The organism is Ruminococcoides bili (genome assembly GCF_040093295.1).
Lineage (GTDB): Bacteria > Bacillota > Clostridia > Oscillospirales > Acutalibacteraceae > Ruminococcoides > Ruminococcoides intestinale_A.
In genome coordinates, this window is the sequence record NZ_JBBNJY010000059.1 from 1 (window position 1) to 7,493 (window position 7,493).

A 7,493-nucleotide genomic window follows, 5' to 3' on the forward strand; every position below is an offset into this window, starting at 1 on the left:
TCGACCTTTTCAAAGGTCGACCAAACTTTTATAATTGCTTTAAAAAGTATTTTGCTAAACCATAATTGCCAAACTTTTGACAAATAACCGATTATTAATACATTAAAAATTAATCCGAACGGAGAATAACTATGGAAGATATTAAACTTTGTCCATTTTGCGAAAGTCCTATGCTCATCGTAGATGACGGAAAAAACAACGGCAAACCGTACTACGAATGTTCAACCTGCGGACTTCGTTTTCAAATAAAAGGCTTTGACGAAAAACCTGTGGAGATTAAGGAATGAAAATTACAGTAGTCAACGGTCAGAGCCATAAAGGCTCTACATATCACATCGGCAAAATGCTTGCCGATAAACTTGGCGGCAAAGTTACAGAGTTCTTTTTGCCAAAGGATTTCAGTGATATGTGCATTGGCTGTACAAGCTGTTTTATAAAAAATGAACATCTTTGCCCTCATCACGCAAGGCTCGAAAAGCTGACAAATGCAATTGATGATGCAGATGTGCTTATTTTTACAAGCCCCGTTTATGTTTACCACACCACAGGCGCTATGAAAAGTTTTCTTGACCATTACGGCTACCGTTGGATGGTGCACCGTCCCGAAAAAAGTATGTTTTCAAAGCAGGCAGTGTGTATTTCCACAGCCGCCAGAGCGGGTACAAAGTCAACCAATAAAGATATTGCCGACAGCTTTTTCTTTTGGGGAATACCAAAAATTTATAAATACGGTGTGAATGTCCGTGCCACATCATACAACGGAATCAGCGAAAACACTTTGAAAGCAATCGACAAAAAGACCACCGCCCTTGCAAAGAAAATCAAAGCAAAGGACGGCAAGGTGAAGGTCGGAATCAAGACCAAAGCCTTTTTTGAACTTATGCGTATAATTCAAAGGAAAAGCGATTGGAACGAGGCTGATACGGACTATTGGCATAACAAAGGCTGGGACGGTAAAAAGCGCCCGTGGAAGTAAGGAGTTTACTATGAGAAAATGCTTGATTACAGTTGATTATCAGGTGGATTTTGTAAACGGTTCACTTGGATTTGACGGTGCGGAAAAACTTGAAAATGTAATTGCCGAAAAAATCGAAAAATACAGGGCAGAGGGTGCAGACATTATATTCACTCTCGATACCCATCACTGCGATTACTTAACTACTTTTGAGGGCAGAATATTGCCGATTGAACATTGCATTGAGTACACAAAAGGTCACGAACTTTACGGAAAAATCAAGTCTATGGTTCAGCCAAACGACAAAGTGTTCAAGAAATGCACCTATGGCAGTGAGGCTCTGTTTGATTATCTAAGAAAGTGTGATTACAAAGAAATCGAGCTCTGCGGACTTGTATCGAATATTTGTGTTATTTCAAACGCCGTGCTTGCCCGAACCGCTTTGCCGAACGCACGACTGACTGTTGACAGCAATGCCACTGCCTCAAATGATAACGGCTTAAATACAGCCGCATTAAATGTTATGCGTGGACTCGGAATTACCGTAATTTAACTTGACAATAATTATAACTTGTTGTAAAATACTGAATATAATGTCATTTCGACATTTCAGGGTAATAGGTAGTTTGTCAGAAGTCCTTGTGGGCGTATTATAGGACTTCTGACACCGCCTATTTTGGTTTTATGATTTGTGCAATACAAATTTCGTATTATACGGAACATTTCAAATTTTTATCAAGAAATTTGAAAAAAATTAAAAAAACATTTGAAATTGTAAAACATATGTGATATAATACCAATATTGCTTAACGCTGATTAAAAATTTAATATGCTGATATAGCTCAGGAGGTAGAGTGCGTCCTTGGTAAGGACGAGGTCACGGGTTCAAATCCCGTTATCAGCTCCAAGGAAAAGATATTATCCGAATTTGTGGGTAATATCTTTTTTGATTAAAGATGAAATTGTAAAACGGGATTTGAAAGCCCGTAAAGAAAACAGTCCGGTGGACTGTTTTTAGGGCGTAGAGTTGAAGAAAATATGACTGTGAACAAGCCGCAGCAGGCGAGGCAAAAAGTTTGAATAATTACAATCACCCGTTATCAGCTCCAAGAAAAAGATATTATCCGAATTTGTGGGTAATATCTTTTTTGATTAAAGATGAAATTGCAAAACGGGATTTGAAAGCCCGTAAAGAAAACAGTCCGGTGGACTGTTTTTAGGGCGTAGAGTTGAAGAAAATATGACTGTGAACAAGCCGCAGCAGGCGAGGCAAAGAGTTTGAATAATTACAATCACCCGTTATCAGCTCCAAGGAAAGACATTATTCGTTTTTGAAAATTATTACTTGACTTTAGTTCGTGATACATTTATCATTATAATTTATCATTATATATGTACACGAGTAATAGAATATAAGGAAGACTGATGGGATGATTGTAGTTGTTTTTTAGATACATAGTTGTTCTCATAGGATTATTTGTAAAGTTTTTATGATTTTTAAAAAACTTACACAATTTTCTTGACAAAGCCAACTTTTAATTGCATTATAAAAGCGCTCAAGGTACAGTACCCGAGCGCTTTTATCCGTATGAAAAAGTCTGTTATTATTGAATTTCTTCCAAAGCATTAAATATTATAGCATACACATACGATGAACCGATTGCCGCATTCTTTGCAAATGACGGATTTTGCAACATTTTTACCGCACCTTCAAGCTCTGATTTTGTAATTTTCCAATTCGCTTTCGGAATAAAAATACTGTTTTCATTTACAACATATGTAAATTTTGTATTCTCTTTTGTGGTAATTACATTGCCTGTGCATCTTACGATTTCTTCCCAGATGTCATTAAAAGTCATTTTTATTATTAGGCAACTTCTGCAAGTTTTTTAGTAACTCTTGCTGTCACATCAATATAATAATCGTAATCTGCTTTTGAAAGAGAATCCTCGTCAATATCGTCTATCTTCTTGCCCCAATCAGCATACTTCGACACAATCTCCGTGTAATCTTTCATAAGTCCTGCAGGATTGTCACTGCTTGTGTACTTCTTCATAAAGTCAACATAATCATTCATAAAGTCCTCGTAATCGTCCATTACTTCCTTAAAATCAGGATTAACGGTGTCGGAATCGTTATCCTCTTCTTTAGAACTTTCTTCATCTTGTTGACTTTCTTCTTCCTTTGAACTTTCCTCCTCAGAAGATTCATCATCCTTTGAGCTTTCTTCTGCCTGCGAACTTTCCTCTTCCTTAGAACTTTCAGAAAAAGTATAGTCAGGAATACTTACGTCGCTTGTGGTTTTTTTTGAGCCACAACCTGTAAAAACCAATGTAGAAGTGACCGCCGCAACCACTGCAATAAATGTACATAAAACTTTTTTAACGGTATTTTTCATAATAAATTCCTCCTTTTATTAAATTCGTTGACATTATTATATAAAAAGCCAAATAAAAAAGTGTATGCTGACAGCATACACTAAGAAAAAATTTTATGCTATAATATTGTTGTACTATGGAAATAATTACCATAAATAAGATACCGTTGTAACGGCACGGAAAATCGACATACCGACAAACATACTCACAACGGCTAATGAGTAAAAAATAAGCTTCCTTAAAGTTTTAGGCATATCCCTTATTTTGGGAATACAACTCTGGAAGCCGAAAAGGTCAGAGAAAAATGAAATGGGAATAAAGAAAAGCAGTATTACCATAAGCGTGACGGGAAAAAAGTTCAGTATATTTTTTACGCAATACTTGCTGTACATACCTATAATCCATAAAAACATCCAGCCGTACATTACGCACGCAAAAACACGCACACCTTTCTTTTCCGAACGGAGTCCGGGGAAATTTTCCATAAAATTGTCGGCAAAGTTAAAGCCGTAAACTCTCTTTCTTTTCAAAGCGGCGTCTAAATCCTCTATCCGTTCAAAACGCTTTTCAACATTGTATTCTGTACATTTTTTAATAATATCCGCAACATCACCGTCACGGTACATAACTTCTGACGGTATATGACCTGTTAGCATATAATTAAGCAAAACTCCCAGAGCATAAATATCTGTTTTGCAGTCGCTCTGCTTAAAGCCGAATTGTTCGGGTGCGGCATAACCCTCTGTACCGAGAACCTGCGTATCGTGTTTGGCGTTTTCTTTATGCAGTCTTGAAATTCCAAAATCAATTATCTTAACAACACCGTCAAAACCTATGATAATATTGGACGGAGTAATGTCACGATGGGTAATTGAATATTTGTGCAAAACACTGAGTCCGTTGCAAATCTGACGGGCAATATTTATGGCATAATCTTCCGCAAAAGTACCTTTTGACAAATACTGCTCAATGGTATGACCTTGTACATATTCTTCAAGAATAATGCAGGCATTGCGGTCAGTTATAACATCAAAAACTTTTGCGATATGGCAATTATTAATTTTACTGACAGCGTTATGTACCTCAAATTCGTAAGCGGGCATAATCTTTTTCACCATAAGCCGACCCGTGCTGCGATTGCGCACAAGCTGTGTCGTTCTGTTAAAATCTGTAACAACATCAAATTGCCAAAGTGAAAATTTATATTCAAATTCGTTCATTTTTGCACCTCCCCTCTTGTAAATATTAGCATAAATTTGTATAAAAAGGAAGATATAAATTGAAAAAATCAACTGATGAACTTCTCAATAGCTTAAAATCAAAAAGTAATCTTGACGATTATTTTAAAGAAAACTCGGATCAGCTGAATTTTGCGACATTACCTCAAATGCTTGAAAGTATTATACAAAGCAAAAAGATAAGCAAATCAGAAGCTATAAATAATTCTATGATAGAAAAGCACTACGGCTATCAGATATTCCAAGGAATAAAGACACCGTCAAGAGATAATCTGATAATGCTCTGCATTGGAATAGGTGCGGATCTGACCCAGACAGAAAAATTGCTGAACCGTATAAAAGCGTCACCTCTGTATGCCAAAGACGGCAGAGATGCGGTAATAATGTTTGGACTGCTTCACAAACTAAGTGTAATTGATATTAATTTAATGCTGTATGACAGAGGCTTTGATGTACTTGAATGATAAACGAAAAATCCGACTTCATATGAAAGAAGCCGGATTTTTGCTTAATCACTTAAATTTAACAATAAAAAATGCCCACCCTATTGGATGGACACTTTGATGTTGGCATCTCCCTATCTTTCCGGGCCGTCACCAGCCAAGTATTTTCGGCACCACTGAGCTTAACTTCTGTGTTCGGTATGGGAACAGGTGGACCCTCAGCGTCATTAACACCAACTGTCTAATTGTGTTCTCTCTTGAGAACAGTATTGATTATATCACTGTGCGTTCACTTTGTCAACACTTTTTTACAATTTTTTCACAAACACAAAACATATCAATTAAAGACGATTATTGACAATTAAATAATTCAGTTTAAGTTATTTTTACCGTCAGAAAGCTTTTATTATAAAAACAAATTTTGCCTAATCTATCTTAAATTTGAGAAGTGACAACTTATTTACAACAATATTACTCCGAAAAGATTGTTTATTGTCAAAGCTTGTGGTATAATTTGTACATATGTTTACTTGAAACGGAGAATTGCGATGAAGAGAAATATTGCAATAAAAATCACCGCTTTTTTGCTTTCCGCAATGAGCGCTATAACTTTGATTTCAGGCTGTGGCAAAAAAAATGACATTGCCGATGATTTCCGGGAAAACAGCACTGCAACAGTATCAAGAGCGTCAAGGGACAGTTGCGTTATTCAAAATTTCGATATAATATATCAGGAGCCTGAACTTCCTACGGGCTGCGAAGTAACCGCCCTTACAATGGCTATGAACTACAGCGGCTGCAATGTTGACAAATACACTATGGCCACCGAATACCTCCCCTGCACTCCTTACGACATTGAGTACGGCGAGGACGGAAACCTTTACGGCTCAAGTCCCGAACAATACTTTATCGGCGACCCTACAAGCGTTTACGGCTATGTCTGCGGCACAACTCCTATTGTAACGGCGGCAAATAACTATTTTAAATACACGGGCAGCAAACTGAAAGCCATAGACATTACAGGTTCTACCCCACAGGAACTGTACGAACTTGTCGATAAAGGCTACCCGATTGTGGTATGGGTTACTATAGGTATGGTTGAACGCAGTGACATTGAATCCTGGACAGGAACAGACGGCAAACAATACGATTGGTGTATGGACGACCATGCAGCCGATTTGATTGGCTACAGTGCCGACACGGTAACCATAGCAGACCCTATTAACGGACTTGTTGAATATCCGAAAGAAAATTTTGAATCTGTCTTTACATCAAGAAATAATAAATGCGTTGTACTGAAAAACGGATGAGATTATTTTAATACTACGAAGTATTAAATACTGTGTTTATAATAAATATTTGTAAAGGAACGGTGGAGGCTGTTTTACCGATGATTTTAAAAAGCTGAATTCTGCCGACAAAGCTATGAGAAATAAATATTTATCATATTTAAAAAGCAGTGTGGTAAACTCCGAACTTGAGCAAACCAATAAATTCAGTTTGCAAATGTTTTACACCGCCAAACTTGAAAATGTATATTACAGTGAAAAATCGGATTGCTTTATCGTTGCAGAGACATTGAAAACAACAATGTATATTTGCACAGTGTGCTTTACAAAAATTACATTCCGCTATTTTTAAAAAACTTACACACTTTTCTTGACAAAGCCGATTTTTAAAATAGTAATTTGCCAAACAATATTTACATTATTATTTTTCCCCGCAAATTTTTTCAAGACCTGCTTTGTCGAGTATTTTTATTCCTCTGTAATGTGTGGCAAGTATGCCTTGTGCGGATAATCTGCTCAATGCTTTTGTAACGGTGATTCGTGACACTCCTACCGTCAATGCAATTTCCTCGTGTGTGAGCGATACTTTGCCGTCAACCATATCGTCAAGCAAAAGTTTTGCTATTCGTGCGTCTGCCTGCATAAATGTCATTGAGTCAAGCTGGGTGGTAAGCAGTCTTATTCTTGTGGCGAGAATTTCAAGCAGTTCAAATGCAATCGGAGGATTTTTTTGAATAAGGTCGAGGAGAATTTTTTTATCAATAATTGTCAGCTCGCTTGCGGTTACCGCCTTTGCGGAGCTTACCCTCGGCTTGTGGTCAAAAAAAGCGCCCTCGCCAATCAATTCCCCTTTTGAGGCAGTGTTCAGAGTTTTTTCCATTCCGTCGGGAGAAATCATAAATACGGTTGCTTTGCCTTTCTTTATATAGTAAAAGCTGTCGGCAATGTCGCCTTGGTGATAGATTATTTCGCCTTTTGCAAAAGATTTGGTGTACGGCAAACTGTCAAACAGAGTTTTCATATCGTTGTGTATGTTGTAAAGTTGCGTGGGAGGAGTGTTAAGATTTTTTTCCATAGTTTCACCTCGGTTGTCGATTGGTAAATGGGGTTTATAAAACTTTTGCCGAGCAATTAAGCAATTATAAAAGTTTGGTCAACCCTTTAAAAAGGTTGACCAAACTTTAGATCGG

General features: G+C 37.2%; 10 protein-coding genes, 1 tRNA gene and 1 rRNA gene. 7 read left to right on the forward strand and 5 right to left on the reverse strand.

Features of this window, described 5'->3' with window-relative positions; genetic code table 11:
• Window positions 1-131 precede the first annotated feature (131 nt).
• From AAAY30_RS10825 to AAAY30_RS10840, 4 genes are all read left to right on the forward strand, one after another.
• Entirely contained in the window at window positions 132-287 is a 156-nt protein-coding gene (locus AAAY30_RS10825) for a hypothetical protein (RefSeq protein ID WP_176781861.1), read from the forward strand.
• The gene (locus AAAY30_RS10830) at window positions 284-976 is read left to right on the forward strand and encodes a flavodoxin family protein (protein ID WP_337781870.1); all 693 of its coding nucleotides are present in this window, start codon (window positions 284-286) and stop codon (window positions 974-976) included. Before AAAY30_RS10825 ends, AAAY30_RS10830 begins: the two co-directional genes overlap by 4 nt.
• A 10-nt stretch (window positions 977-986) precedes the next feature.
• Entirely contained in the window at window positions 987-1,508 is a 522-nt protein-coding gene (locus AAAY30_RS10835; RefSeq protein ID WP_302186564.1) for a cysteine hydrolase family protein, read from the forward strand.
• A gap of 278 nt (window positions 1,509-1,786) precedes the next feature.
• A tRNA-Thr gene (locus AAAY30_RS10840) sits at window positions 1,787-1,862 on the forward strand.
• Window positions 1,863-2,559: 697 nt separating this feature from the next.
• Here the strand turns inward: AAAY30_RS10840 and AAAY30_RS10845 are convergent.
• From AAAY30_RS10845 to AAAY30_RS10855, 3 genes are all read right to left on the reverse strand, one after another.
• Window positions 2,560-2,814, reverse strand: a complete 255-nt coding sequence (locus tag AAAY30_RS10845) for a hypothetical protein (protein WP_303248592.1) — start codon at window positions 2,812-2,814, stop codon at window positions 2,560-2,562.
• 8 nt (window positions 2,815-2,822) lie between these two features.
• A complete protein-coding gene (locus AAAY30_RS10850; RefSeq protein WP_252558457.1) occupies window positions 2,823-3,353 on the reverse strand; it encodes a DUF6591 domain-containing protein in 531 nt (176 codons plus the stop codon).
• Between the two features lie 126 nt (window positions 3,354-3,479).
• Complete coding sequence (locus AAAY30_RS10855; RefSeq protein WP_302484317.1) at window positions 3,480-4,553, reverse strand: serine/threonine-protein kinase; 1,074 nt, start codon at window positions 4,551-4,553, stop codon at window positions 3,480-3,482.
• A gap of 59 nt (window positions 4,554-4,612) precedes the next feature.
• Here AAAY30_RS10855 and AAAY30_RS10860 point away from each other — a divergent pair, with 59 nt between their 5' ends.
• Window positions 4,613-5,035 carry a hypothetical protein gene (locus AAAY30_RS10860; protein WP_499215795.1) on the forward strand — a complete coding sequence of 141 codons (423 nt, stop codon included), beginning with the start codon at window positions 4,613-4,615 and terminating at the stop codon, window positions 5,033-5,035.
• A 100-nt stretch (window positions 5,036-5,135) separates the two neighbouring features.
• Here the strand turns inward: AAAY30_RS10860 and rrf are convergent.
• Window positions 5,136-5,252, reverse strand: a 5S ribosomal RNA gene (gene rrf, locus AAAY30_RS10865).
• 310 nt (window positions 5,253-5,562) lie between these two features.
• Here rrf and AAAY30_RS10870 point away from each other — a divergent pair.
• On the forward strand, window positions 5,563-6,324 hold the full coding sequence (locus tag AAAY30_RS10870) for a C39 family peptidase (RefSeq protein WP_022234311.1): 762 nt from the start codon (window positions 5,563-5,565) through the stop codon (window positions 6,322-6,324).
• A gap of 115 nt (window positions 6,325-6,439) precedes the next feature.
• Complete coding sequence (locus tag AAAY30_RS10875; RefSeq protein ID WP_302484318.1) at window positions 6,440-6,655, forward strand: hypothetical protein; 216 nt, start codon at window positions 6,440-6,442, stop codon at window positions 6,653-6,655.
• Window positions 6,656-6,724: 69 nt separating this feature from the next.
• Here AAAY30_RS10875 and AAAY30_RS10880 read toward each other — a convergent pair whose 3' ends face one another.
• Entirely contained in the window at window positions 6,725-7,378 is a 654-nt protein-coding gene (locus tag AAAY30_RS10880) for a Crp/Fnr family transcriptional regulator (protein WP_449077401.1), read from the reverse strand.
• Between the last annotated feature and the right edge of the window lie 115 nt (window positions 7,379-7,493).

Coding starts and splice junctions, on each gene's coding strand:
- AAAY30_RS10850 (WP_252558457.1), bottom strand. CDS start 3,353: ATGAAAAATACCGTTAAAAAAGTTTTATGTACATTTATTGCAGTGGTT.
- AAAY30_RS10830 (WP_337781870.1), top strand. CDS start 284: ATGAAAATTACAGTAGTCAACGGTCAGAGCCATAAAGGCTCTACATAT.
- AAAY30_RS10880 (WP_449077401.1), bottom strand. CDS start 7,378: ATGGAAAAAAATCTTAACACTCCTCCCACGCAACTTTACAACATACAC.
- AAAY30_RS10835 (WP_302186564.1), top strand. CDS start 987: ATGAGAAAATGCTTGATTACAGTTGATTATCAGGTGGATTTTGTAAAC.
- AAAY30_RS10845 (WP_303248592.1), bottom strand. CDS start 2,814: ATGACTTTTAATGACATCTGGGAAGAAATCGTAAGATGCACAGGCAAT.
- AAAY30_RS10855 (WP_302484317.1), bottom strand. CDS start 4,553: ATGAACGAATTTGAATATAAATTTTCACTTTGGCAATTTGATGTTGTT.
- AAAY30_RS10875 (WP_302484318.1), top strand. CDS start 6,440: ATGAGAAATAAATATTTATCATATTTAAAAAGCAGTGTGGTAAACTCC.
- AAAY30_RS10870 (WP_022234311.1), top strand. CDS start 5,563: ATGAAGAGAAATATTGCAATAAAAATCACCGCTTTTTTGCTTTCCGCA.
- AAAY30_RS10825 (WP_176781861.1), top strand. CDS start 132: ATGGAAGATATTAAACTTTGTCCATTTTGCGAAAGTCCTATGCTCATC.